Annotated in this window: 17 protein-coding genes; 6 read left to right on the top strand and 11 right to left on the bottom strand. The window is 66.0% G+C overall.

The genetic code is table 11. The features are described 5' to 3' along the window. Nucleotides 1–45: 45 nt before the first annotated feature. Nucleotides 46–339 (top strand): putative quinol monooxygenase, encoded by a 294-nt coding sequence (locus AU175_RS08985; protein ID WP_066287660.1) that lies wholly within the window; start codon nucleotides 46–48, stop codon nucleotides 337–339. Between the two features lie 127 nt (nucleotides 340–466). Here the strand turns inward: AU175_RS08985 and AU175_RS08980 are convergent, their stop codons facing one another. Further along, on the bottom strand, nucleotides 467–3,166 hold the full coding sequence (locus AU175_RS08980) for a GH32 C-terminal domain-containing protein (RefSeq protein ID WP_156642237.1): 2,700 nt from the start codon (nucleotides 3,164–3,166) through the stop codon (nucleotides 467–469). A 236-nt stretch (nucleotides 3,167–3,402) separates the two neighbouring features. On the opposite strand from AU175_RS08980, the gene malQ reads away from it, so the two are divergent. Both malQ and AU175_RS08970 read left to right on the top strand, forming a co-directional pair. Continuing rightward, on the top strand, nucleotides 3,403–5,664 hold the full coding sequence (gene malQ / locus AU175_RS08975; protein ID WP_082979073.1) for a 4-alpha-glucanotransferase: 2,262 nt from the start codon (nucleotides 3,403–3,405) through the stop codon (nucleotides 5,662–5,664). A gap of 109 nt (nucleotides 5,665–5,773) precedes the next feature. Further along, nucleotides 5,774–6,712 (top strand): SDR family oxidoreductase, encoded by a 939-nt coding sequence (locus AU175_RS08970; RefSeq protein ID WP_066287654.1) that lies wholly within the window; start codon nucleotides 5,774–5,776, stop codon nucleotides 6,710–6,712. On the opposite strand, the gene AU175_RS08965 is transcribed toward AU175_RS08970, so the two are convergent. Together AU175_RS08965 and AU175_RS08960 are read right to left on the bottom strand one after the other, a co-directional pair. After that, nucleotides 6,699–9,815, bottom strand: a complete 3,117-nt coding sequence (locus AU175_RS08965; RefSeq protein ID WP_082979072.1) for an alpha-amylase family glycosyl hydrolase — start codon at nucleotides 9,813–9,815, stop codon at nucleotides 6,699–6,701. The two genes, AU175_RS08970 and AU175_RS08965, sit on opposite strands and share 14 nt — an antisense overlap. Before the next feature lie 162 nt (nucleotides 9,816–9,977). Further along, on the bottom strand, nucleotides 9,978–11,030 hold the full coding sequence (locus tag AU175_RS08960; RefSeq protein WP_082979071.1) for a lactonase family protein: 1,053 nt from the start codon (nucleotides 11,028–11,030) through the stop codon (nucleotides 9,978–9,980). A gap of 197 nt (nucleotides 11,031–11,227) precedes the next feature. Between AU175_RS08960 and AU175_RS08955 the strand changes: the two genes are divergently transcribed. Beyond that, nucleotides 11,228–12,091 (top strand): putative protein N(5)-glutamine methyltransferase, encoded by an 864-nt coding sequence (locus AU175_RS08955; RefSeq protein ID WP_066287651.1) that lies wholly within the window; start codon nucleotides 11,228–11,230, stop codon nucleotides 12,089–12,091. Between the two features lie 233 nt (nucleotides 12,092–12,324). Here AU175_RS08955 and AU175_RS22000 read toward each other — a convergent pair whose 3' ends face one another. After that, nucleotides 12,325–13,554: an HNH endonuclease signature motif containing protein gene (locus tag AU175_RS22000; RefSeq protein ID WP_082979070.1), complete on the bottom strand. Its 1,230-nt coding sequence runs from the start codon at nucleotides 13,552–13,554 to the stop codon at nucleotides 12,325–12,327. Between the two features lie 365 nt (nucleotides 13,555–13,919). On the opposite strand from AU175_RS22000, the gene AU175_RS22350 reads away from it, so the two are divergent. Both AU175_RS22350 and AU175_RS08940 read left to right on the top strand, forming a co-directional pair. Next, nucleotides 13,920–14,318, top strand: coding sequence for a hypothetical protein (locus AU175_RS22350; RefSeq protein WP_231938501.1), 399 nt, complete (start codon nucleotides 13,920–13,922; stop codon nucleotides 14,316–14,318). A gap of 1,307 nt (nucleotides 14,319–15,625) precedes the next feature. Then, a complete protein-coding gene (locus tag AU175_RS08940) occupies nucleotides 15,626–16,282 on the top strand; it encodes a DM13 domain-containing protein (protein WP_082979209.1) in 657 nt (218 codons plus the stop codon). A 151-nt stretch (nucleotides 16,283–16,433) separates the two neighbouring features. Here the strand turns inward: AU175_RS08940 and AU175_RS08935 are convergent, their stop codons facing one another. From AU175_RS08935 to AU175_RS08905, 7 genes are all read right to left on the bottom strand, one after another. After that, complete coding sequence (locus tag AU175_RS08935; RefSeq protein WP_066287642.1) at nucleotides 16,434–16,901, bottom strand: hypothetical protein; 468 nt, start codon at nucleotides 16,899–16,901, stop codon at nucleotides 16,434–16,436. 108 nt (nucleotides 16,902–17,009) lie between these two features. Next, a complete protein-coding gene (locus AU175_RS08930; protein WP_066287640.1) occupies nucleotides 17,010–17,276 on the bottom strand; it encodes a GlsB/YeaQ/YmgE family stress response membrane protein in 267 nt (88 codons plus the stop codon). A 133-nt stretch (nucleotides 17,277–17,409) separates the two neighbouring features. Beyond that, nucleotides 17,410–18,243, bottom strand: coding sequence for an aldo/keto reductase (locus AU175_RS08925; protein WP_066287638.1), 834 nt, complete (start codon nucleotides 18,241–18,243; stop codon nucleotides 17,410–17,412). 29 nt (nucleotides 18,244–18,272) lie between these two features. Next, on the bottom strand, nucleotides 18,273–20,828 hold the full coding sequence (locus AU175_RS08920) for a rhamnogalacturonan lyase (RefSeq protein ID WP_066287635.1): 2,556 nt from the start codon (nucleotides 20,826–20,828) through the stop codon (nucleotides 18,273–18,275). Between the two features lie 152 nt (nucleotides 20,829–20,980). Beyond that, complete coding sequence (locus tag AU175_RS08915; protein ID WP_066287633.1) at nucleotides 20,981–22,012, bottom strand: SDR family oxidoreductase; 1,032 nt, start codon at nucleotides 22,010–22,012, stop codon at nucleotides 20,981–20,983. Continuing rightward, the gene (locus AU175_RS08910) at nucleotides 22,006–22,977 is read right to left on the bottom strand and encodes an aldo/keto reductase (RefSeq protein ID WP_066287631.1); all 972 of its coding nucleotides are present in this window, start codon (nucleotides 22,975–22,977) and stop codon (nucleotides 22,006–22,008) included. Before AU175_RS08910 ends, AU175_RS08915 begins: the two co-directional genes overlap by 7 nt. Before the next feature lie 29 nt (nucleotides 22,978–23,006). Then, entirely contained in the window at nucleotides 23,007–23,828 is an 822-nt protein-coding gene (locus AU175_RS08905) for an aldo/keto reductase (RefSeq protein WP_066287629.1), read from the bottom strand. Nucleotides 23,829–23,831 lie beyond the last annotated feature (3 nt).

Here is a 23,831-nt window from a genome sequence, read left to right as displayed (position 1 = left end):
CGGCCGAACCAACACCCTTGTCGAACCAACCCAGAAGGAACAACCATGACTAAGACGCTCTACGCCGAATTCACCGTCAAGCCCGGCAGCGAAGACCGGGTCGCGGAGATGATGCGGGAACTGACCGAAGAGGTGAGGAGGGAACCGGGAAACGAGCTATTCCTGCCGTACACGCGGGAAACGAATCCCCGCGAGTACTTCGTGTTCGAGGTCTACGAGGACGACGCGGCTTTCCAGGAGCACATCAGCGCGGATTACGGCGCACGGTTCAACGGCGAGCTCGCGGACCTGATTGAAGAGGACGGTTCCGTGCTGACCTGGCTCCAGCCGGTCGCCTGACCACCCACTCCTCAGACCACCCACTCCTCAGACGCCAAACCCGGGCTTGTCCGCGGTTCCGAACCTTCAAGGCAGGGAACCGCGGACAAGCCCGGGTCGTGAGACGGCGAACCCGGGGCGGACTAGGTTACTTCTGGCGGTCCTTGACCGGCTTGGTCAACGTGCTGAACATCGACTGCGCCAGCGGCGTAACGGTGAGCGATTTCAGTTGGGCGGTGCCGCCGTCGGCAAAGAGCGCCACCTGGGCTGCGCCCGCTTCAGGAAACACCTGGTCCGTGATGGTCCGCTGCCCGCCCTGGGTGAAGACCTCCACGGACGACCTGTCCAGGTACACCCGCAGGGTCACGGTACCGTCCGCGTCCAGGGTGACTGGCGCAGAGTCCACTGAGGTGAACAGCGGGTGGAAGCCGGTGTCTCCCGAGTTCCGCCGGTCCACATACACCTCGCCGGTGGTGCGGTCGTAGCCGATCTCGGTGGCGGCGCTGCCGTTGCCCAGCACGGTGATTCCGGCCCGTGAAGCTGTGCCGGGAGCGAGGGTGACGTCGATCCTCTGGACCTGGCCCCAGGCAGCCGCCGGCAGCGCAGTGGTGCCCGCTGTGATGTCCCGGGCCCCCTTCTGCGTGTAGCTCGGCTTTGTGGCAAGGTCATCCACCTGCTTGACGGCCCGCTGGGTGAGGCGTGGCCCGGCCGGAGTCTGGATCAGCCCCACCTCCCGGGGCAGTGACATGGCGCTGCGCCAGGACGACGTGGGGATGGCCTGCGCGTAATCCCAGTTATTCATCCAGCCCAGCATCACGCGTTTGTCCTGGGGCATGTTGGCAAAGGACACGGAGGCGTAGTAGTCCCGGCCGTAGTCCAGCCAGTCGTAGGTCTGGATCCGCGGTGTGGCCGCCTGCTCTGACGCCACGAACTCATCCGCAAGGATGTGGCCCCAGCCGAACCGGTTGTTGTCCACTACCCTGATGCTGGCCTGCCGGCCCTTGAATTCTGCAACGTTCCACGAGGCCCAGTCCAGGACCTCGCTGTTGGCACCAGTGGCGGTCCGGACCACCTGGCCGTCCACCACCAGGTTCACCGTGGTCTCGTCGGAGCGCGTCACCGCTGCCTGGTCGGTAAGCATCACGTGGTCCAGCGTGAGGTGGCCCCAGCCACCGGTGGCCTGGTCCACGATCCGCAGCCGGGCATCCTGCCCGGCAAACTCCGAGACGTCCCAGCCCTTCCAGTTCAGGGCACCGGCCTCATCTCCGGCCAGGCTGCGCACCACGTTGCCGCCCACCAGCAGCTGGACCTCCAGTTGCTGGCCTGAACCTGCGGCCCGGTGTCCGCCGCCCACCAACATGCTCATGAAGTCCCGGGAGAGAGTGAACGACGGCGACGTCATGGTTCCCTGCCTGTCATCAGCCGGTGCGCCGCCGGTTTCAAACGTGTTGATCCGCTTGGCTCCGATATAGAAGTCACCGCCGGAGGTGGCGGGCTGGAACGAGGGTGCCAGATCGCCCGTTCCGGTCCAGCCGGCGTCGGCCATTGACGTTCCATCCGGAACCTCGAAGCCGTCAAACAGCAGGTCGCCGGCCGGCGGAGTGTTGTCCAGCTTGTCCGAGACGCGGGGGTGCTGGCCGCCACCCACCAGGAAATTCAGGTAGTCGCTGGTGACCGTGAACTGCGAGGATTCCATGTTGCCCACGGGCCAGTCGCCGTCGTTGAAGGAGTTGATCAGTCCTGCCCCGGAGAAGCCGGTCACCGGGTTCTGCCCCGGAAGCGAGCCGGTTGCCGGAGCATCGCCGAACGGTCCGTTCTTCCAGTTTCCGGGCTCGTTGGCTACCGTCCAGCCGTCGTAGGTGCCGTTGTTGAAGCCGGCCAATGGTGTTCCGGCGGGCAGGGTATCGCTGCCTTTGGTTGTCTCGGAGGTGAATGTGGTGCCGTCGAAATCGCCAACAAAGTACTGCCCGGCCGATCCGCCCGCAATGCCGCCGGGGTTGATGTTGACCACCATGACCCACTTGATGTTGGCCGGGTCGCCGTCCACGGCCAGCGGGAAGAGGTCAGGGCATTCCCAGAGTCCGCCCGCGGCATTCGCCGGCCCGAACTCGCTCAGGAGCGCCCAGTCCTTGAGGTCGTTGGATTTGTACAGCAGTACTTTATGGTCTGCGGCCTCGACGACGGCCATCACCCAGTAGCCGCCGCCATCCGGGGTGCTGTACCAAAAGACCTTTGGATCGCGGAAGTTGGCCGAGTTGCGGTTCAACACCGGGTTGGCGGCGTACTTGGTCCACGTCTGCCCGTCATCCAGGCTGTACGCCAGGGACTGCGCCTGGAGTCCTGCGTGCGGCGAGCCAGGCTTGTACGCGCTGGTGTAGACGGCGACCAGCGGCGGGTTGTCAGCGGTTCCGAACCCCGAGGTATTGTCCTTGTCCACCACAACACTCCCGGAGAAGATGTCCTGCTCCTCGTCGGTGGCGATGGCCACCGGCTGCTCCGTCCAGTGCGTCAGGTCCTTGGATGTGGCGTGGCCCCAGGACATGTTGCCCCACATGTTGCCTGAGGGGTTGTGCTGGTAATACAGGTGGTACACGCCCTTATGGAACACCATCCCGTTGGGGTCGTTCATCCAGTTCTGCTTTGGTGTGTAGTGGATGCCCGGCCTGTACTGCTCCCCGCCGAGCGGTGTTCCGGAGCCGGCCTCAGTGTCGGTCACGGTCGTCCGCGACGTGGTTGCCGGGGCTGCCGTGCCCCAGGCCGGAACGGATCCTGCGAGCGTTGCGGCGAGGCTGAGGCCGGCCAGGGTGAGCGCCGAACAGGTTCGGACTGTGGGTGATGTGATCTGCATGGAGTAAGGGTCGCCCTTCATCGCGCGTGCCTATTTTGGATAGACAACGTTGTCAGTGTCAGGAACGCTAGGGGATGTCCACAAGACAAGTCAACGGTTCAAACCATCCGTTGAAGCAGTCCGCGGCTGCCCCTGCAATAATCGGAACCAACAGTTTTGCGCGGGGGCTGTACGGCTCCCGTGTGGCAGGAATCAATGTAAGTTCGGGCCCATCACACCAGGCGAGGCGGACATCCATGAAGGCTCCAGACCAGCAGTACGCGCAATTCTCCGGAACGCCGGGTTCCCCTGGCGGCGGCGAGGCGGCAGGTCACGGGCCGGTGGATTTGCATCTCCTGCAGCGCCTCGCCGACGCGCATGGCGTCGGTACGTCGTTCCATGGCTGGGACGGATTGCCGCACAGCGTCGCACCGGAGACGCTGATTAAGGTCCTGGCCGCGTTGGGGGTGGCGGCGCATTCCAACGAGCTGATCGAAGCTGCCTTGGCCGAGGCGGAGCTGGCGCCGTGGCGCCGGATGCTGCCGCCCGCCGTCGTGGTCCAGCAGGGGGAAACGGCGCTGGTTCCTGTCCACGTCCGGGACGGTGCCACGGCCCGGCTGCACGTGGAGCTTGAAACGGGCGCGGGCGAGCCCGTGGATGCCGTCCAGCAGGACATCTGGGTGGCGCCGCAGGACGTGGACGGTGTGCCTACGGGGCGGGCAACGTTCGCCTTGCCGGAGGGGTTGCCGCTGGGCTGGCACACATTGCACGCGGAGTCCGACGGCGTCACGGCCCAGGGTGCGCTGGTGGTGGTTCCTGCGCGGCTCACCACGGCCGAGCCGCTGCTCAAGCGCCGCGGCTGGGGCCTGGCCACGCAGCTGTATTCCGTGCGGTCCAGGCGGTCCTGGGGGATCGGCGACTTCGAGGACCTGGCGGACCTGGCCACGCTCAGCGGTTCACGCGGAGCGGACTATGTCCTGGTCAACCCGCTGCATGCCGCGGAGCCTGTTCCGCCGGTCCAGCCCTCTCCGTATTCACCCTCCACGCGCAGGTTCTTCAACCCCCTCTACATCCGCGTGGAGGCCATTCCCGAAATTGCCTACTTGAAACCGCGCAAGCGCGCCACGGTGGACCGGCTCCAGGAACAGGTCCACGGGCTGAACAAGGACGCTGAGCGGCTGGACCGCAACGCTGTGTACGCGGCCAAGCTCCAGGCCCTGGAACTGCTGTACCACGCCCGGCGGGCACCGGCGCGGCAGGCGGCGTTCGACGAATTCTGCCGCATCTCGGGTCAGGGCCTGGATGACTTCGCGCTGTGGTCCGCCATTCGCGAGGACCTGGCGCCTGAGGACCCGCTCTGGGCCGATCCGGACTGTGCACTTGGTTCCCCCGAAGCGGAGGCGCTGAGGGAAAAGCTGGCGGATCGGATCGGATTCCACCGCTGGCTGCAGTGGATCTGCGACGAGCAATTGAAGAACGCGCAACAGGCGGCCCTCCAGGCGGGGATGCGGCTGGGCGTGGTTCACGACCTCGCCGTGGGCGTTGACCTGAGCAGCGCCGACGCCTGGACCCTGCGCGACGTCCTCGCACCCGGAGTCAGCGTGGGCGCGCCGCCGGACATGTACAACCAGTTGGGCCAGGACTGGAGCCAGCCGCCATGGCATCCCGGCCGGCTGGCCGAGGCCGGCTATGCACCGTTCCGCAACATGCTGGCAACGGTGCTTCGGCATGCGGGTGGCATCCGCGTGGACCACGTGCTGGGCCTGTTCAGGCTGTGGTGGGTGCCGGCCGGCAACTCGCCCCGGGACGGCGCATACGTCACATACGACCACGATGCGCTGATCGGCATCCTCGCGCTGGAAGCCCAGCGCGCCGGCGCCGTGGTGATCGGCGAGGACCTCGGCACGTTCGAGCCGTGGGTGCGTGACTACCTCGCCGCGCGGGGCATCCTTGGGACGTCCATCCTGTGGTTTGAGAACGACGGCGACTCGCCGCTGCCGCCCGAGAAGTACCGCGCACAGGCCCTCGCCAGCGTCAATACGCATGACCTGCCTCCCACCGCCGGCTACCTGGCCGGCGACCATGTGGCGCTGCGCAGCCGGCTGGGCCTGCTGGAACGCTCCGAGGCCGAGGAACTGGCGGAGCACACCGCCACCCTGGAAAAGATGATGGGCTTGCTGCGCGAACGCGGCCTGCTGCCCGAGAGCGGTGAAACGGCGGAGGGCGGCGACGCGGCCGGAGGCAGGGGAACCGGCAGCTACGGCAGTGAGGAGCGCACGATTGTGGCGCTGCACCGCCTCCTGGCCCAGTCGCCGTCGGTCCTGCTCGGAGTGGCGCTGGTGGATGCTGTGGGGGAGCGGCGGGTGCAGAACCAGCCCGGCACCAACGAGGCGCTGTATCCCAACTGGCAGGTCCCGCTGGCCGGTCCGGACGGGAAGCCGGTGTTCATCGACGACCTTCCTGCCAACCCGAGGTTCAACGCTTTGCTGGCTGCAGTTTCTGAGGCGCTCCGCGGCTGACGGGCGGCGCGTTGGGTCCCGCCGCGGGTCTGGCAGGCGGGCCGGGGTGGAGCGAGAATGTGAAGGGGAACCGGACCGCCGCTGGCAGGATGCGCACAGGAGGGACCACATGACCGACGGACCCGTATTGGTGGTGGGCGGTACCGGCATGCTGGGCAGCCAGGTTGCTACGGAGCTGCTCAAACGCGGTAAACAGGTGCGGGCGCTGGTGCGGTCCGGCTCGGACGCCTCCCGGCTCGAAGCCGCCGGAGTGGAGATCGCACGGGGTGACATGCTGGACGCGTGGTCGCTGCTTCGGGCGATGGAGGGCGTCGATGCAGTGATCACCTCGGCGGCAGGCTACACCCGGCACCGCAAGGGCGACACCCCCAAAACCGACACAGTGGGCAACGCCAACCTGGTCGAAGCCGCCAGCCGCTCGGCTGTCCGGCGGTTCGTCCTGACCAGCATCCTCACCTGCGACCAGACCCCGGAGGTTGCGCACTTCTGGCACAAGAAGCTGACCGAAGACCGTTTGGAGGAGTTGGGCGTCCCGTTCGTGGCGCTCCGCCCAGGCGGGTTCCTGGACCAGATCACGCGCTTCGGCGGCGACCCGTTCAGCAAGGGCCGGCTCACCTGGATCGGGTCGCCGCGGATCCCGGTGACTTTTGTGCTCACGTCCGACATCGCCGGCTACCTTGCAGAGGCGGTTGACCTGCCGGGCCTGGACGGCCGGCGTATCGACATTGGCTGGGACCGGCCGGTCGGGATGCAGGACGTCGCGGACATTGCGGGGCGGCTCACCGGCAAAACCCTCAGGGTCCGTTCCGTCCCCGCCGGCGTCGTGCAGGCGGCGGGGAAGCTGCTGGGCCCGGTCAGCCCCACGGCCAAGGACTTGGCCGCCATGATCGCCTGGTTCCAGAGCGGCCGGTATGTTGCGGACACCACGCTGCAGCGGCAGTTCTTCGGCGAGCCGCCCACCGCCGAGCTCGCCATCCGGCGGTTCGTCACGGGCCTGGGGCAGACCGTGCGCTCCCAGACCCGTGACACGCCCTCTAGCCCGCCGTGAGCAGGTGGGTGAAGTGGTCGTACCGGAAGGTGACCGCGCCGCCGTCGTGCGTGTAGGAGATGTTGCCGCCGTTAGGCACCCCGTCCGCCCCGTAGTTCAGGCCCCAGCTACGGTTCAGCGCCGCCTTGAACTCGTAGGTGCCGGCCGGCAGGGCCGGCACGGACAGCTTCCACACCAGCGTCGCCGGGTCCAGCGTTAGCTGGGCCTGGTCGCAGGCGGGATCCCAGTCGGCGGCACACCCGAGCTCGTCGTCCAGGCTTCCCGCGATGGCCACCGCGTTGGGCTGTTGAGAGGCATACACGGCGCTGAGGATGTGGGTGCTGTTGTCATAGCGGAACGTGACCGGGCCACCGGGGTGGTCCAGGACGATGTCCGCCCCGTTCAACTCGCCGTCGGCGCCGTAGTTGACTTCCCAGTTGCCGTTGAGCGCGGCCTTGTACTCGTACTGCCCGGCAGGCAGGTCAACAGTCAGCCGCCAGATGTTATCCGCCGGGTCCAGGGTCATCATGGCCTGCGGGCAGGCAGGATCCCATTCGCCGCAGCCCATCTGCAGGTTCAGGTCCCCGGCAACAGTCACCGAATCAGGCTGCGGGGCCTCCCCGACAAACACGGTCCGCGGTTCGCTGACCACGCTGAAACCGGGCCCGGTCATGCTGGCACGGTACCGAACCTCCGTGCCGTCGGGGAGCTCCAGTGCCGCAATGTCATCAACCGCCGAGTAGACCGGTGAGGAATCATCAGAGCCCACGGCCGTCCAGTCAGCGTCGCCCACACTGCGTTCGAAGGACACCACGTGGCCGGACTTTTCCGGATCCGCCGTGGCGCTGAGCTCCACGGAACCCTGCACGCTGCTGCCTTCCACGGGCTTTTGCAGGGTCAGGATCGGCGCGGGAACCGTAGCTGCCCGGGATTGGCTGGTGGCCGTGTGGCCGCCGTTATCCAGCACGGTGGCCCGGTATTCCAGGGCGGTGCCTGCATCCAGCGCCGCGACGTCGTGGAACACCTGGTAGGGAGCGGTGTCATCCGTGCCGATCGGCGCCCAGCCACCGCCCGCCGTTTTAGCCTCGAAGGTGACCTCGTAGAACGAAGTACCGCCGACGTCGGCCGTTACCTTGATCCGGCCGTTGTCCGCGGGTGCCGCGGCAGGTCCCTGGAGCTCGACGGCGGGCGCCGCCTTCGAGTGCGGGATGCGGCCCGAGGACTGGTAGACCACGGCGGACAAGGGCGGGACAGTGACCGTCAGCGTGCCGTCCGCGGAGGTCTTTACTTCTTCCGCCGCGCCACCGTAAATACGTGTGTAGTTGCGCTTGCCGATGTAGGAGGGGACGCCCGCCGTCTGCGGCTGTTCGCTGTTGTTCAGGGCAACGACATATTCGCGCTGGTCCTCTGCGTCAGTGCGGGAGAAAGCATAGATCCCGGGCCCTTCGGAGGCGTGGCGGTGCTGGTGGGCGCCATCGCGGAGGGCGGGGTGCTCCTTGGTCAGGGCAGCGAGCTGGCTGATCTTGGCGTACAGGGGGTGGCCGGCGTTGAAGTTATCGGCCGCGTGCGTTGCGTCGGTTCCCAGCAGGTCGTCGTCGAGATACTCCGGAACCTGGCTGGCGAACAGCGTCTGCCGGGCGTCCTGGTCCCCGCCCGGGCCGGTGAACCCCTGCTCGTCGCCGTAATAGATCACCGGGTTGCCGCGGGAGAAGTACATCAGCTCGTGGGCCAGCTGGTCGCGGGCCACCTGCTCGGCGTCGGTTGAACCGGGGTTGTCGGCGGCGATGAAGCTTCCGATGCGGCCCATGTCGTGGTTGCCCAGGAAAGTGGGCAGCTGATAGACATTGGAATCGGCGTCGGTGTACCAGTCGTCGCCGGCGAAGAAGGCCTCCAGGGAGCGGGTGTCCTGGCTCTTGGAAGCGAAGTTCCGGGCGGCGTCCTGGAACGGGAAGTCCAGCACGGCCTGCATCTCGTTCCGGGTGGTGAACTGCGAGGTGAAGCTCTTGGTGGAGTCGAAGACTTCGCCGAACATAAAGAACTCGTCCTTGCCCTGTGCCTTGGCGTAGCTCAGGACCTCGGGGCCGAATTCCTGCCAAAACTCGTTGTTGACGTGCTTCATGGTGTCGATTCGGAAGCCGTCCACGCCGAACTCGCCGATCCAGGTCTTGTAGATCTCCTCCATGCCGTCCACCACTGTGGGGTGCTCGGTGAAGAGGTCGTCCAGGCCGAAGAAATCGCCGTAGTAGGAGTCCTCGCCCACAAACGTGGTGTCCCCACGGTTATGGTACAGCGAGGGATCGTTCAGCCAGCCAGGGACTTTCAGTTCCTCTTCGCCTGGCTCCAGTACGGGAACGTACGGGAACGAGGTTGCTGGATCGAGTTCCGGAAACTCCTTCGTGCCGGCAAAGTCCCGGTCATCGAATTCCACGCCGGCCTTCGTCCTGTATGGTTCCGCGTCTTTGGAGATATATGACTTCCGGGCGCCTTCCTCGTAGCCGATGACGTCCGCGGTGTGGTTGGTGATGATGTCGAAGTACACCTTCATGCCCCGCGAGTGTGCCTCGTCAATGAGGGCCTGCAGTTCGTCATTGGTGCCCAGGTGCGGATCGATCTGCGTGAAGTCCGTGATCCAGTAGCCGTGGTAGCCGGCCGACTTGTCCTCCGGCTGCACTGCCTTGTTTTTGAAGCTGGGGGTCAGCCAGATGGACGTAGTGCCCAGGCCCTGGATGTAGTCGATCTTGTCCAGCAGTCCGGCCAGGTCGCCGCCGTTGTAGAAGCCTTTCTTGGTGGGGTCGAAACCGGACACCATGGGATCGGGGCCCAGGCCGCCGTCGTCATTGGCTGTGTCCCCGTTGCTGAAACGGTCCGCCATCACAAAGTAGAAGTTTTCGTCCGTCACCGGGGCGCGGAGGGAGTGGAAGGCCGACGACGATCCCGGGTTTTTGGGGCCCGGCGCCGCGTGCGCAGGAAGTACTGCAGCCGCAGCGGCAACGGCCGCGGCAAGGATGCTGGCGGCCGCCCGGAAGGATGCGGTGCGCCGGAGTGGTTTGCGTCTGGAGGTCGGGCGGCTCTGGGCGGCTGGTCTGAGGCTTGGGGTGGAGCCTTTGGGGGTGCGGGATTTCACGTCAGGAGAGACCTTCCTGGTAGCGGCGTTGCTGTGCAGGGTCCTGTTCGCGCGGTGCGCAGTCACAGGTGGTTAGTCCGCCAACCAAGGAGCCTTGGCTGTGAACCAAGTCACAACTGTAAACGCTTGCACTAAATAATTCCAGTGTTTAGGGAAAAGCTCCTACGCCCGGCTTGCGGGCACCAAGGCGGTAGGCGAGGGGGTCTGCAGGTTGTGGATGAGGGTACCGGGCAGTCCGGTGGCGGAGTCCAGGGCGAACGTAGCAATGTTGTCTGACCGCTCGTGCGCCACGTGGAGCCACTGCCCCATGACCAGGTGGTGGCGCGGCCAGTCCCCGCCGCTGGCCACATCCTTGACCGGCGAGAGTTCGGTGCCGTCCGGGCCGACCCGCAGGACGCTGATCAGGTTGGAGCCGCGTACGCCCACGTAGGCGTGGTTCCCTTCCTGGTCGAGGCAAATCTCTGCCGCAGAGTCATCCGGAAGGCTGCCACCGGAGGTGGCCGGGCCACGGTTGATAAGTTCAAAAGTCCCGGCGTCCGCCCTGACGACGAAAACCTCGATGGAGTATTCAGAGACCACAAAAACGCTTCCGCTGCGGTGCTGCACCAGATGGCGGGGTCCGCTGCCGAAGGGGAGCGCTACCTCGTGGTCCGCGATCAGTCCGGCTCCGGGTTCGTACCGCCAGATGCGCAGGGCGTCGTGGCCCAGGTCGGTGGTCATGATTCGTCCGTCGGCCAGCATCAGGCTGGCGTGGGCCCGGCTCTGCCGCGGTTGCCCCGGCGCCATGCTGCCGTGCGGATCAACCGATGGTGCCGCCGCAAACCGCCGTGTTATGCCGCCGTCGTGATCCAGTTCGTAGAGCAGCACCTGGCCGTCGCCCCAGCACGCCGCGGTGAGAAAGCGGCCCAGCGGGTCGACGGCTACGTGGCAAGTGGCTTCTCCGGCGGGCTGTGGATGGCCGAACGGTTCCAGCCCAAACTCTCCGGTCCGGCGGAAGGCCCGGACCATCTGGCGTTGCTCGGCCACGGCGTAGACCACGGGCAGGGTTGGGTGGGCGGCAACGAACGACGGCGAATCGGCCTCGACTGCTGTACCTCGCCACTCGAGCGACCCGTCGGGGTGGGCGGACAACGCGCCGATGCCCTTCGCCCGGCCGCCGCCGTCGGCTGTGTACGTGCCGGTCCAGATCAGGGTCTGCTGCTGCAGGGAAGTCATGGGTTCCATCCTGCCAACATTTTGGCTCATGCAGGTGGATTGAGACGTCAGCTAGCATGGATTTTTCGAGTCAAGGCAGAAGGAGGTGAGTGACGATTCCCGCTCTATCAGTTTCGGGACTCCCTCAGCCTGCCGTCCGGACCGCAAGGCTTAGGTGACGCGGGGGAGTGCCCATCGGCTCACCGAAAGGCGTTTCCATGCCAGGTCCTGAACTACTTTCTGCTTCCCCCACTTTCGCCCACGTTGTGTCCCGGCTGCGCGCGGCCGGTTGCGTTTTCGCCGAAGACGAGGCGCGTTTGCTTCTGTCCGAGGCGTCCGGCCCTGCTGAACTGTCCGAGTGGGTAGCCCGCCGAGTCACGGGTGTACCCCTGGAGTACATCCTGGGGTGGGCGGAATTCTGCGGACTCCGGATGGCCGTTGAGCCCGGTGTTTTTGTACCCCGTCGACGCACTGAGTTGCTCGTTTCTGAAGCAGTGACGCTGCTGCGGGGGAGCCTTGCGACGGCTTCTTGCACGACGACTGACGCGTCGTCCCCCGGGGTTGTGGTGGATCTTTGCTGCGGGTCGGGGGCTGTAGGCGTCGGGATTGCATCCGGAGTCCCCGGGGCGGAACTTCACTCAGCGGATATTGATCCCGTTGCCGTGAGCTGCGGGCGCGCGAACGTGGCAGGGGTGGGCGGGCAGATCCATCAGGGCGACCTGTACTCAGCACTCCCTGCCGGGCTGCGGGGACGAGTGCGGCTCCTGGCTGTCAACGCCCCGTATGTTCCCACAGGTGCGCTCCGGACCATGCCGCCTGAGGCCAGAAACTATGAGCCCCGCGTCTCGCTTGATGGTGGCGCCGACGGCCTGGACCTCCACCGGCGGGTCATTGCGGAAGCTGCGGAGTGGCTGGCTCCGAACGGTCACCTCCTCATTGAATCGAGCAAACGTCAGGCGGCCGGGACTTCCACGCTCATGGTTGCTTCTGGAATGCCGGCTCGGACGGTGCACTCGGAGGAACTGGACGGCACGGTCGTCATCGGCGTCGCTGCCGGCGGTCGCACCGTGCGGGCGGTTTAGGGGCGCCAGGTGGCCGCTCTGGCCTTGGCTGTCCTGATCACGTGTCCAGTATCGTCTACGTGTTCCGCTGGTCACGGACCTGTCCGGTTCAGGTATACCGTTTGCTGGATTCCACACGCCCGAGGGCCGGGGCACACTTTCCTGCCTCCGCGCGTCGGTCACCCCTGCCTCGGCGCGCCGGTTGTTTCTGGGCGTTCACTCCTGTCGGGGGGGCCGGCTTTTTCTTTGGTGGGTTATTCGCGGGGTGGTGGTGGGGGTTTGAAGTAGTGGTTTTGTTGGGGTTTTTGGGTGGGGTCGATGTGGCGTGGGGGTGTGTACCAGGGGACGCCGTTTTGGGTGGTGATGGTCCATTGTTCTTTGTGGATGAGGTGGTGGTGATGGGTGCATAGGAGTGCGCCGTTTTCAGTGGTGGTTGGTCCGTCGTGGGACCAGTAGGTGATGTGGTGGGCTTCGCACCAGGGGGCGGGGATGGTGCAGTTGGGGAAGGTGCAGCCTTGGTCGCGGGCGGTGAGGGCGGTGCGTTGGGCGGGGGTGAAGAGCCGGGTTTTGCGGCCGAGGTCCAGGATTTCGCCGTGGGTGCCGAGGAGGGCGGGGATGATGTCGGCGTCGCAGGCGATTTTGCGCAGGGTGGTGGCGGCGACGGGGCCGGTGAAGACGAAGTTCCCCGTCCCGGTCCCAGTCCCGGTCCCGGTGGCCGTGGTGCCTGTGCCGGTGGGCGTGGCGCCGGTGCTGGTGCCGGTTTCTGGTCCATAGCGCGGGCCTGGGCCGGTGCTGCAAGCCGTGCCCGCACCCGCGCCTGGGCATGTGTCGTTGGCTGTGCTGCCGACCGTGCCCGCACCCGGGCTTGGGCTTGGGGCCGGGCTTGAATCAGTGTTGCTGGCTGTGGCCGTGGCGGTGTGGGTGTGGGGGAAGAGGTCTTGGTAGTTGATGGTGGCGATGATTTGGGGGCGGTTGCCGCCGGTGGTGGGCAGGGTGTTGGTGGTGAGGGCGGCTTTGACGGCGCCGATGATGCCGTCGAGTTGTTTTTGGGACCGGGTGCGCCGGTCCAGGTCCATGTCACCGTCGCGCCATACGTCCGGGTCTGTGCCGGTGGCGTTGGTGTTGGTGGCGGGTGTGGTGGTGCGGGGGTTGGTGGCGGTGTTCATGGCGGTGAGGAGGTGTTCGTATTGGTCGGTGGTGGCGAAGATTTCGAGGTGGTGGAGGCCGTGGCGTGGTTTGCGGATGAACGCGCCTTGGGTGTGGCGGAGGGTTTCTTCGGTGGGTTCGGTGCCGTCGGCGTCGATGGTGTCGGCCCAGCGGCGGGCGACGCGGCTGAGGAAGTCGGGGTCTGCGGTGGCGGCGGTGCGGGTAAGGTCCTGCTCGATCCGGGCCAGGGTGTCGGGGGTGGTCTGGTGTTGGAGCCGGTCCAGGGTGAGGCTGATGATTGTTCCGGCACGGGATGACACGGCCGGACCCGCGGCCATCTGCCCGGCCGCTTCCTGACCCGGCCCGCGGGTACCGGTGTCCGCGCCGCCATCTGCGCCGTGTCCGTGCCGCCATCCGTGCTGGTGTCCGTGCCTGCTTCCGTGCCGATGCTTGCGGTGCCCGGGGTGTTTGGGGTGGTGGGGGTTGGTGCGAGTCCGGCGGCGAGGTGTTCGCGCGGTGGTGGTGTGGTGTTGCCGGTGAGGGTGGTGCCGGGCAGGGTGTCGTGGGCGAGGTGGAGCCGGCGGCGGGCTTCGCTGATCCCGATCCGGAGCCGGAGCCGGAGGAATTCGGCGGTGTTTTTGCAGCCGTCGTCGGCCGGGGAAGCCGGAACGGGTGCGGCGGGGGCAGACGGGATCGGGGTCGGGTGTCTGTCGGCGGTGGTGGGGTGGTCGGCTCCGGTGGCGGGGATCTGCGCTGCGGTGCCGGTGCCGGGGCCGGTGCCGGTGCTGGCGGGCCAGGATTCGTTGGTTTCGTTGAGGGTCTGGACGCCGTTGTCCCAGCCGGTGATCCAGGACCGGCCGGACCGGGCGGATCTGGCGCGGGCGGTGGCTGCGTCGGTGATGGCCTGGGTGCGGGTGCGGTCCACGGCGCCGGCGGCGAGGATCTGCAGGTACTCCACGGTCCGGGAGAGGTCCTCGGTGTGACCGGCGAAATCTGCGGCCTGGACGTAGTCTGCCAGTGCCAGCACGTCCGGGGCCTGGGCCGCGACAGCGTTAATGACAGCGATGGCGTGAAGGAGCGCGGCGGCACCGGCCCGGCCTGAACCGGGAACAGCGGCGGTGTCCACACGCCCGGCAGTTTCAACGGTTTCCCCGGACCCGGCGGTGTCCGGAAGCGAGGCGGTTTCGGGGAGTGCGGCTGCCTCTGTGGAAGGGCTGCAGCTCAGGCTCAACCGGTCCGCCCGGGCGCCGCCTGCGAAGGCCCGGCTGCTGGGGACGCGTCCAACAGGCGCCGGGGCGCCGGATGGTGCCCAGATCCGGGAAACGGTAGCAGCGCGGGCACCGGCAGGCATCAGGGCGGCGGCTGAACCGCCGTGTCCCGCACCCTGAGGCCTAAGAGCTTCCATAGGAACACTCTTTCAAGGGGGTACGACAATTAAGGCTCGCTGCGATGCCGCAGCCAGGAAAGAGCCGGCGGGCCGCACAAAACCGAGGCCGGACAAGCCGACCCGGCCCGGTCGCGGGCAGGTGCAGGGCAGCGCAGACGGCAACGGCGGCACCGGCTGCCCCGGGACGCGCCCCACGGCGGGCCGACCGCCACACCGAACCGCCGCCGTCGAACGCCCAGATGCTGGAAGCGCCCCCAAAAGGCAAACCAGCGCCCGGTAGCAGGCCGGCAGTATCGCCATGCCCCGCACCCTGAGCCCTAAGAGCTTCCATGGGAACACTCTTTCAAGGGGGTACGACAATTAAGGCCCACGCCGATGCCGCACCCAGGAAAGAGCCGGCGGGCCGCACAAAACCGAGGCCGGACAAGCCGACCCGGCCCGGTCGCGGGCAGGTGCAGGGCAGCGCAGACGGCAACGGCGGCACCGGCTGCCCCGGGACGCGCCCCACGGCGGGCCGACCGCCACACCGAACCGCCGCCGTCGAACGCCCAGATGCTGGAAGCGCCCCCAAAAGGCAAACCAGCGCCCGGAAGCCGGCCGGCAGTACCGCCATGCCCCGCACCCTGAACCCTAAGAGCTTCCATGGGAACACTCTTCCAAGGGGGTACGACAATTAAGGCCCGCACCGATTCCGCACCCAGGAAAGAGCCGGCGGGCCGCACAAAACCGAGGCCGGACAAGCCGACCCGGCCCGCTGGAGGGCAGGTGCAGGGCAGCGCAGACCGCAACGGCGGCACCGGCTGCCCCTGGACGCGCCCCACGGCGGGCCGGCCGCCACACCCAACCGCCGCCGTCGAACGCCTAAGAGCTGGAAGCGCACTTAAGAGCACGCCGGCGCGGCTGAGCAGGTCGCTGTGCCGCCGAGTCAGCTCTTGGCGAGACCTGGCATGCGCCTTGTGGAAGGGCCGCGCGGCTGCTGGTGTTCCGTTGCGCTGAACTCCGGATACGCGGAGGATGAGTCCATGAGCGGAAAGTCAGAGGCCGGCAAGCCCGGGATCCCAAAGTCATCAACAACCGGAAAGCAAAATCCATCCCGACGCCGAATCTGGACCATCGCGGCGGTCGTTGCTGCAATAGGGCTCGTCATCGGGCTTGTGGTGTTCAAGCCGTGGCTGCTCTTTGTGGACGTGAGGGTGGATGAGCAGTTGCCAGCGGTGGCCACCGCCCCCGCCCAAGCCCAACCGACAACGCCGCCCGCGCCCCAAGCGTCGACGCCTGGCACGGCACCAACAGCCGGCAGTCCGACGCCGACACCCACTCCCGCAGGCCCGGTGCAGTTGGCTGTGGGTACTTTGATCAGCCATGAGCACCCGACGACGGGAACTGTCCGGATCATCCAGCAGCCGGACGGCACCCGGCTGCTCACGCTGGAAAACCTGGATACGTCCAACGGTCCGGATGTGCACGTCTGGTTGAGTGCAGCGCACGTGGTGGAAGGGACAGCCGGGTGGTTCACGGCCGGCTCCGCTGACTACTACGACCTCGGCCTTATCAAGGGAAACCAGGGCAATCAGGTTTACCAGATTCCCGCCGAAGTCGATTTGTCGAAGTACCCGGCAGTTGACCTGTGGTGCGTTCAGTTCAGCGTGTCGTTCGGGGCTGCCGAGCTGGTCACCTGAACCGAAATGGGCGCCAGAGCTTAAAACGCCGCCGGCCGCCGCGTCCCCCAAGGATCGCGACGGCCAGCAAGGTCAATCAGTTTTAGCACAATTCCGGCACCCGCCTGCTGCACAGGGCAGGCGCAGCGTAACTTTTCGCTTCCGAACGGGGTCAGTCCCGCTTGGGATCCACGTTGGTGGCCGCACCCGCGGGGGTTGCGCCGCCTTCGTCTGACCAGTCTTGGCCGGTGGCGTCGTTCATGGCCGGATCCGAATGAACATCGGACGTGCCAAGGTTGACTGTTTCCGGGTGTGTGCTGTGAGCCGGGACGTGGTCGCCGGCGTCGCTCGCGCCGCCGTCGGACGTTTTTGCTTTGCCGTTACTGGCCGACGTGTCGTGGTGCATGGCCGAACCGATCACGGTGCCCGCCCGGCGGGCAGCCTCACCCAGTTGGTCCGCCACTTCCGGAGCTTTTTCCTTGATGGCTTCGGTGGCGGCCGTGACCTTGTCCTGGACAGGTTTGCTGTCCCAAAATCCAGCTGCCCTGGCCTTCAGCTTGTCATAGGCCGCCCGGCCGGACCGCGATCCCAGGACATATCCTGCGGCGATTCCAACACCCAAAAGAAGTTTGTTTTTCACGATGAACTCCTGCTCCGTGAGAAGGTTTCAGTTCCGGCCGGAGGCCGGGGGAAAGGAAAACCGACCCGGGGATAGTGTCCCCAGGCCGGTTTCCTGGCTGCGTGCCAGTTAGCTACGCACGCCGCGCTTGGTGATCATGCCATACACCAGCAGCACGATGAGTGCGCCACCGATGGCCAGCAGCCACGTCTGCAGGGAGAAGAACTCCTGCAGTCCGGTGCCGAAGATCATTCCACCGATCCAGCCGCCGAGGAGGGCCCCAACGACGCCCAAGACGAGGGTGATGAGCCAGCCGCCACCCTGCTTGCCCGGGAGGATCGCCTTAGCGATCGCACCAGCAATAAGTCCGAGAATCAGAAATGCAAGAAATCCCATTTTTCGTTCCTCTTCCTAAGTAAAGGAGGCCTCCGGATCCCGGAGACACTTCATCCTTCTGCCTCAATAGTAATCATGCTTACTATCGAATTGCCAACCCCGCCGCTCGGAAAAGGCCCATTTCAGGGCCGAATCAGTGTCCCGACACGTCCGAATCGATGCCCGCGCCCGGACCCTCGTCCAGGATGGCAATTTCGGCCAGATCCTGCGGATCCAGGGCGAAATCGAACACGTCCAGATTCTCCCTCATCCGTTCCGGATCGCCGGATTTGGGAATGACCACAAGTCCGTTCTGAATATGCCACCGCAACACGAGCTGCCCGGGCGTTTTGTCGTACTTTTCACCCAGCTGGGCGAGAACCGGAGCGTCCAGCAGGCTGGCCCCGGAACCACCCAGCGGGCTGTACGATTCCGTGACAATGCCGTGCCTGGCGTTGAACTCCCGTTCAGCCACACGGGTGATGGCCGGGCTGAGCTGTATCTGGTTCACCGCCGGCACCACGTCCGTCTCGGCCAGTAGCCGCTCCAGGTGCGCCGGTTTGAAGTTGGAGACGCCGATGGACCGGGCTTTCCCCTCCGCCTGCAGCCGCTCGAACGTCTTCCACGTCGAAATGAATTCATCACGCGCAGGGAGTGGCCAGTGGATCAGCAGCAGATCAACGTAGTCCAGCTTCATCCTCCTCAGCGAGCCCTCCAGCCCTTCAACGGCCCGGTCCTGACCTTGGAACTGGCCGTCAAGCTTGGTGGTGACGAAGATTTCGCTGCGATCCACCTCGCTGGCCCGGATGCCGTTGCCCACGCCTTCCTCGTTTCCGTACTTCACGGCGGTATCAATGTGCCGGTACCCGGCTTCCACGGCAGTGACGACGGCGGCAGCCACCTGGTCGTCGTCCAGCGGCCAGGTGCCCAGTCCCATCTGGGGGATGCTGTGACCGTCATTGAGCTTGATGAGCGGTGAAAGTGTCATTGCAACAGTCTCTCGTGCTTTCGCCTTTCCTAGCCCTCGAATGCCCGAAGAATATTCCTGGCCTGGTAATCCAGCATGGTTCGCGCCAGGTCGGACACCTCGTCTTTCTTCTTTTGTTGAACCAGGAAGCCTGCGAAGCGCTGGATGGCCTGACCCGCCTTGGAGGCATCGCCGTCGTTGACAGCCTTGGCGGCCTGCTGCGCACTGGCCGTAAGCTGGCCGGTCACCGGTCCAGCTACGTCGCCGGAGTCAACCAGGTCCTCCAGGGTCTGCTGGAGAGCCTTGACGCTGCCCGGGAGCCAGGCGGCGCGCAGTGGAACGTGGCTGAAGTCCATATCCGAGGCGAAGTAGAAGTCCGTGTAGGACGGCTGGTTGTAGGAGGTGTTCTGGCGCGCCACCTCGGCGCGGTACTGCGGATCGTGCATCAGCGTGTAGAGCTTGTGCTGCGTAACTTCGGTGCTGACGTACATCCGTAACGCCGAGCTGTCGGCCGTGCGGACCAGCATCTCCTCCCGCCAGTCACCCACCACGTCGGCCACCAGGCTGGGGGTGCCCTTGGTGCCGTTATTCGTGCGGGTTCCCTCGGCGGTCAGCAGCCGGCCGCGCTTCCAGTCATCGATGGTGGGGGTCTGGTTACCCGAGCCGTTCACAATCTGGGTGGTCATGTCGGCTGCCCACTTGATGCTCATATTGGTGCCGGGGGACGTAGTGGATAGTTTGTCGCCGTCGGCCGACTGCATGCCGATGGCCCAGTTTTCAATGCCCCGCACATCAGGGTCGACGTCGCCGATCATGCCGCGGCCGGTGTCCCGGCCGGAGTACTCGCCGAACAGCACCTCGCCGGTGGCGGCGTCCCGCATGGCGTAACCGTAGGGCGCCCAGATTCCCCCTTCGTGCACGGTGAAGATTTCCTTGCCGGGCCGGTCTGGGTCGATGTCCGTCACGTGCATGGCGTCGCCGTGCCCCAGGCGTGCCTCCTCGCCGGGGGTGGCGCTCTGCGGGGGCATGGTGTCGAAGGAGCTGTAGAGGAGGGAGCCGTCGTCGTCGATGGTTGCGGAACCGTAGACCACTTCCTGCTTGCCGTCGCCGTCGACGTCCGACGCGCTGAGGGAGTGGAAGCCCTGCGTGGTGAGCTTGCCGAACACGGGATCCGTGCCATCGCGGCCATGCGGGCCGTCGTTGAACGGGTTGGTCATCGGGGTCCAGCCGGAGTCCACGTTCCAGACCGGGCTCAGGTCTGTGCCGTCCCAGGTGTAGCTCGCCAGGGTTGACCGGGTGTAGTAGCCGCGGGCAAACACGGCGGCGGGCTTCTTGCCGTCAAGGTAGGCGACGCCGGCCAGGAATCTGTCCACCCGGTTGCCTGGCTCGATCCGGGACATGGCGTAGTCGCCCCACATCAGGCCGTCGTCGTGCCGGCCTGGCTCATAGGAGACGGTCTTCAACTCCTTGCCGGTGGCACCCTCGAAGACCGTCAGGTATTCGGGGCCGGAGAGGATGAACCCTTCGAAGGCGCGCAGGTTGTTCCGGGCACTGCGGGATGGGGCGTAGACGTCCATGAAGTAGTTGGTGACAGCCTCGGCGTCCGTCCGGGACAGGGGGTACTGGTACTGCGGGGCGATGCCGAACGCCTCTTCCAGCGTTGCCGGCCAGTTGCCCGCCTTGACCTCGGGATGGTCGTGCCAGCCCCGGAAGGTAGCCACCATATGTTCGTAGTAGTCGGCGGCGCTCATCCGGTAGTCGTCGGTGTTGGCGTACCCGGCGGCGACATCCTCCGTTGGCAGCGAGATGAACGACTCACGGGCCGTCGAACCGTCGGGGTTGTACGTGACCGTCTTGGTGCCGGGCGCCGTCTTGAACATCATCTCCGCGCGGCCGTCGCCGTCGAAATCGTTGACCAGCATCTGGGTGTAGTGCGCGCCCGCGCGGATGTTGACGCCGAGGTCGATGCGGTGCAGCAGGGTGCCATCAGCCTTGTACGTGTCCACATAGGTGTTGCCGGTGTAGCCCACCTGGGAGACGTCCTTGGCGTTGGACGGGTCCCACTTGACCACGAATTCGTACTGCCCGTCGCCGTCCACGTCTCCCACACTGGCGTCATTTGCCGAGTAGGTGTAGGCCTCACCTTTGGGCGTCACGCCGTCGGCCGGCTTCTTGAGCGGGATGTCCTTGAAGTTGCCGCTCCACGAGGTGGCGGTGGCGCTCCGGTCCAGTTCCACGCCGCCGACGACGGCGCGCACGTCATATTCCGACGTCGCCTTTCCGCTCGCGTCGAGGTAGTTGGTGCTGTCCGTGACCGTTGCCAGCTTCTGTCCGTCGCGGTACACCGCGAAGTCGGTGCCAGTGAGGCCAGTCGCCGTGGACCCGGTTGCCTCGTGCCCCAGGAGGCGCCAGCTCAGGAACACGCCTCCAGGCGTTCCGGCGGCCACCAGCCCGCGGTCCAGATAGTCCAGCTGGACGCCCGCGGTGGCTGGCTTTGGAGAAGGTTCGACGGCGGCTGCCGGGGTGGCGATGCAGCCAACGGTCAGGGCCAGGCCGGCCGCCGTGGCAACCGAAAAACGGCGCACTGATTTCCTGCTCGGATTCATCGATGAATCCTTTCAATTTCGGAATGGGAAAACGCTTCCCCAGTAACTTAGTGGTGGTTTGGGACACAATACAAGCCTTGCGCCCGACGAAGATCCGGAGTATTTAGAACGTTGTAGAAGTTGGTCCGCAGCTGGTCCTAAGGACGCGTCGCTCACCCTGGGCGGCGGGCCCAGCCAATCAGCCGGTCGCTCAGGTCCATGAACTGCTGGTCCACGGCCTGAAGTTCAGGATGGATGTCATACCAGTCCACGATCTCCCTGGCTCCGTCCGCAAATGGAATGGTTGCCGTGTAGCCAGGTACAAGGGACTTGATCTTGGTGTTGTCGAAGACCACGGAATGGGACCGGTCGCCCAGCAGGTTGGCTCCCAGTTCGGCACTGTGAGCGGCGATGGTTTCCGAGGCCACGTGGACCAGTTCCGGCTCGGCGACGCCGGCTGCCCGGGCGAACAGCCGATAGATCTGGTTCCACGGCAGATACTCGTCAGAGGTAATGGTGTAGCTCTCGCCCACAGCCTGCGGCCGGCCCAGCAGCCCCACAAAAGCCTTGGCGAAGTCCCGGCTGTGCGTGAGCGTCCATAGCGAGGTTCCGTCACCGTGCACGAGTACCGGCAGTCCGGCACGCATCCGGTGCACGTCGGTCCAGCCTCCCACCATGGCGATCTTGGTGCGGTCGTAGGTGTGGGACGGGCGCACGACAGTGAGCGGGAAGTCCTCCGAGCGGTAGGCTTCGAACAACACTTCCTCGCAAGCGATCTTGTTCCGTGAATACTCCCAGAACGGATTTTTCAGGGGAGTGGATTCCAGGATGGGCAGCCGGGTGGGCGGCTTCTGGTAGGCGGAGGCTGAGCTGATGAACACGTATTGTCCGGTCCGCCCGCGGAACAGGTCGATGCTTGCCCGCGCCTGCTCAGGAGTGAAGGCAATAAAGTCCGCAACGGCGTCGAACTCCCGCCCGGACAGCACGTCCCGCACCGCGGATGCGTCACGCACGTCCGCGTGCAGGACCTCCGCGCCGTCCGGCACGGGACGGCCGGTCTGCTGGCCGCGGTTCAGGACGGTCAGCCGGTGCCCCAGCGCGACGGCGCGCTCTGCCGCCGCCGCGCTGATGACGCCGGTGCCGCCGATGAAGAGGATGCTTCTTGGCGCCACCGTGTCGGCTTCCAGGCCGAGCGGGTTCACCACGCGTAATCTTCCGGCGCGGGCCGGTGCCCGGGGAAGATGTCGTCGAGGCGCTTGAGGGCGTCGGCGCCGAGCGTGACATCCAAAGCCCGGATGGCGGCGTCGAGCTGGTCCTGCGTGCGAGGGCCCACGATCGGTGCCGTGACGGCGGGCTGGTGAAGCAGCCACGCCAGGGCGATATCACCGGGCGCGTGGCCCAGTTCATCCGCGAAATCCTCGTACTGCTGGATCTGGTCCTGGTGCTTCTTCAGCGTTTCCAGGGCCCGGCCCTCGGTGCGGCGGACGCCTTGTTCCTGCTTCTTCAACACTCCACCGAGAAGCCCGCCCTGCAGCGGTGACCACGGGATGAGGCCCACGCCGTATTGCTGGGCGGACGGTATGACTTCAAGCTCCACCTCGCGGCGGAAGAGGTTGTAGATGGACTGCTCGCTGACCAGGCCTGTGTAGTTCCTGCGCCGGGCGGCCTCCTGTGCCTGGGCAATGTGCCAGCCGGCGAAGTTGCTGCTGCCGGAGTACAGGATTTTGCCCTGCTGGACGGCAACCTCGATGGCCTGCCAGATCTCGTCCCACGGGGTGTCCCTGTCAATGTGGTGGAACTGGTAGATGTCGATATAGTCCGTCTGCAGGCGCTTCAGGCTGGCGTCCAGGGCCCGGCGGATATTCAAGGCCGAGAGCCTGGACTCGTTGGGGCGGTCCGTCATGGTGCCGTAGAGCTTGGTGGCCAGGACGGTCCGTTCGCGGCGCTCGCCGCCCTGCGCGAACCAGCGGCCGATGATCTCCTCAGTCCAGCCGCGGTGCCCGGTGCCGCCGTACACGTTGGCGGTGTCAAAGAAGTTGATGCCGGAGTCCAATGCGGAGTCCATGATGGAGTGCGCGTCGGATTCTTCGGTCTGGGGGCCGAAGTTCATCGTGCCCAGGCAGAGGCGGGAGACCTTGAGGCCGGAGCGGCCGAGGTGGGTGTACTGCATGTTGGGTCCTTTGGCTTGGGGGTGGCTTTCTAGAGCTGGGAAAAGGATGCGACGGCGGGATCGGAACCGATGCGCGCACCGGACTCCAGGGCCGTGATGGACGCAAGCTCGTCCTCGGTGAGCGTGAGGGACGTGGCCGCAAAGTTCTCGCGAATCCGTGAGGGGTCCACGGACTTGGGAATCACGATGGTGCCCTCGGCGAGGTGCCACGCCAGCACCACCTGGGCGGTGGTGGCGTTGTGCGCCCGGGCGACGGCGGTCACGGCGTTCCCGTTGAGGTCGCCGCCCTGCCCCAGCGGGCTGTAGGCCTCCACGGCAATGCCCAGCGAGCGGCACTTGGCGGCCAGTTCGGCCTGCTGGTAGCTGGGGTGCAGCTCTATCTGGTTGACGGCGGGGACGATTTCGGAAGACTCCAGCAGGGTGTCCAGATGGTCGGCGAGGAAGTTTGAGACGCCGATGGCGCGGATCTGCTTGTTCTCGTACAGCCGCTCCATCTCCTTCCATGCCTGGACGTAGAGCCCCTGCGACGGTACGGGCCAGTGAATGAGGTACAGGTCCACGTAATCCAGGCCCAGTGCCTTGCGGCTGTTCTGGAACGCTTCCTGGGCGCGGCCCTGCTCACCGTTGCGGAGTTTGGTGGTGACGAAGATTTCCTCGCGGGGAATGCCCGTGGCCGCAATGGCCGCACCAACGCCGGCCTCGTTGCGGTAGCCGGCTGCCGTGTCGATGTGGCGGTAGCCCGCTTCCAGGGCATCCTCGACGATCCGCTGTGTGTCCTCCGGGGGAACCTGGAAAACGCCGAGGCCGAACTGGGGGATGGTGACGCCGTTGTTTAGGGTCAGCTCTGACATGGG

It is taken from the genome of Arthrobacter sp. B6, from assembly GCF_001663775.1.
Lineage (GTDB): Bacteria > Actinomycetota > Actinomycetes > Actinomycetales > Micrococcaceae > Arthrobacter.
Note: the sequence above shows the minus strand (reverse complement) of the source record. Positions and strands in the feature narration are given on the sequence as shown.